General features: G+C 68.9%; 3 protein-coding genes. 1 reads left to right on the top strand and 2 read right to left on the bottom strand.

Going from position 1 to position 2,073, the window contains the following annotated elements; genetic code table 11:
* The coding region (locus tag VF468_00255; GenBank protein HEX5876758.1) for a hypothetical protein at positions 1-705 on the bottom strand (705 nt) is incomplete at its 3' end.
* A gap of 137 nt (positions 706-842) precedes the next feature.
* The gene (locus tag VF468_00250) at positions 843-1,166 is read right to left on the bottom strand and encodes a hypothetical protein (protein HEX5876757.1); all 324 of its coding nucleotides are present in this window, start codon (positions 1,164-1,166) and stop codon (positions 843-845) included.
* Positions 1,167-1,348: 182 nt separating this feature from the next.
* Here VF468_00250 and VF468_00245 point away from each other — a divergent pair.
* The coding region (locus VF468_00245) for a helix-turn-helix transcriptional regulator (GenBank protein HEX5876756.1) at positions 1,349-2,073 on the top strand (725 nt) is incomplete at its 3' end.

The following is a 2,073-nucleotide window of genomic DNA, read 5'->3' as shown; positions in this document are numbered from 1 at the left end:
GCCGGCCAGCAGGTTGCGCTCCGGCAGGGTGACGGTGACCTCATTCCCGTCCTCGTCCTCGCCGACCCGGATCGACTCCCACAGCGAGCAGCGGTCGGCGTTGGCCAGCGGCCAGGGAATCGGGGTCGGGTCGGCCAGCGGGTCACGGCGCAGGACCACCACCCGCGCATAGCGTGCGTTGGCTGGGTCACGGGTGACGCGGACCTCTCGGACGGCCAGGAAGGCGGCCAACCGCTCCGAAGCATTCTCCAGGTCGGGCACCTGGGCGCCGGCCGGGAGCCGGACCCGGAGCTGCTCGCCGGCGCGGGTGAGCGCACAGCGCATGACCCATGGCACCCGATCGTTCCGAGAGGCCAGCTCAGCGTGGCGGCAGGCCAGCGCCCACCGTCTGCGGACATGGGAGCGGGCCAACGAGCGGGCCAGCGGCTCCCGCGTCCACCCCAGCAGGGCCACCACGAACGCGGCGGCCACGATGAGGCGGTCAGCATCGGCGCGGCCGAGCTTGCCACCCAGCCACACATAGGCCACCGCCACCAGGACGATCAAGGCGAGTTCGAGGCGATAGGCCCAGGCCGGCCGGAGGACGGCCAGCAGCAGCCAGTCGGCCGGGCGGATCTCGACGTAAGGCGCGATGACCGGGGGTGGGGCTTCGTGTAGGGCGCCCCAGCCCACCGGCTGGCGGGGGTAGTTACGATGAGGGTGCATCAGGGGCTCCACTTGATGCAGGCCAGGTGTTGCGAGCACCTGGTCAGGTGGTGGAGGGGCCGGCCCGGCTCCCAACAGCCGGCCTGCCGGCCCCTCCGTCGTTCCGCCGCTCTTGTCTCTGGCATCCCTCCCTTCGGTTAGCTCGCCTTCGCCGCCGCCATGGCCGGCTCAATGCGGGACGCACGGAATGACACCCCGGAGCGGTCGGCCATCGTCCAGGGCTGGGCAACCAGCCCCGAGACCTTGACCGGGACACCCTGGCGGATGGCCGAGGACGGCACCCCGGAGACCTTGACCGCGATCAGGTCGGCCGAGTCCTCGCCCATGACCAGGAGCTGGACGACATAGAGCGGCTCGCCGTTCTCGTCGACGCGAGGCCGCTTGGTGTCGAAGTCGACCACCGGCTCAGGCGGCATCGCACACAGGAACGCGATCGCCGACGTGTCGATCGGGAGCTTCATTGACTGCCTCCTTCCGCAACGACGCTGTGTGCGGCCAGGAAACAGCCATCAATGAAAGTTCAGAAGGTCCGCAAGCAGGTCCCCGAGCAGGTCCGTTTACAGGTCCCGACCGACGATCGTGACCAGAGCGTTGGTGGATGCAGCTACTCTGGTGAGGTCCAGGCTTGGGAGGACAGGCAGTTATGAGGCCTGCGAGGATCTACGTCCCCAATGTCCAGCTTCGTGAGCATCGGCTGCGCCTCAACCTGACGCTGGAGGAGGTTGCTGAGGCTCTCATCGCACTGGCCTGGGAGCGGTTCACCGTCCGCGTCGGCGTGAACGCCGGGATGGTTGGCAAATGGGAGCGGGGTGAGAAGCGGCCCAGCCGGTTCTACCAGCGACTCTTCGTGCTGCTGTACGGCGTGCCTGCCGAACAGCTCGCCTTCCGGCCAGTGGTACCAGGCGAGCAGGCGGCCGAGGACGTGCTCATGGAGCTCGGCGCGAGCGAAGGAGCCTCGCGACCTCTGTTGCGCGATCCCGCAGCGCCTGGCGGGGTCCGCCTCCCTATGCCTGCCATATCCACGCCTCGGCGCGTTGACCCCGAAGCGGTTGGGCGGCTGGGGACAATCCTCACCGAGTACGCCAAGATCGACAATCTCCTGGGACCGGCTCACCTGCTCGCGCTCACGTCGCTGCACCTCCAGTTCATCAGCGAGCTGCTGACCGTAGCCTCTGAGGAAGCCCGCACGGAGCTGCTCACAGTTGGCGCGCGGTACGCCGAGTTCGCCGGCTGGCTGCACCAGGACGCCGGCGACCCCCAGGCGGCGGCCTACTGGTCCGACCGAGCGATGGGCTGGGCCCAGGCCGCCGACAACGACCTCATGGTCTCCTACGTGCTCATGGAGCTCGGCGCGAGCGAAGGAGCCTC

This window comes from Actinomycetota bacterium, assembly GCA_036280995.1.
Lineage (GTDB): Bacteria > Actinomycetota > CALGFH01 > CALGFH01 > CALGFH01 > CALGFH01.
This window is presented reverse-complemented; position numbering and strand designations above follow the sequence as displayed.

Coding starts and splice junctions, on each gene's coding strand:
- VF468_00250 (HEX5876757.1), bottom strand. CDS start 1,166: ATGAAGCTCCCGATCGACACGTCGGCGATCGCGTTCCTGTGTGCGATG.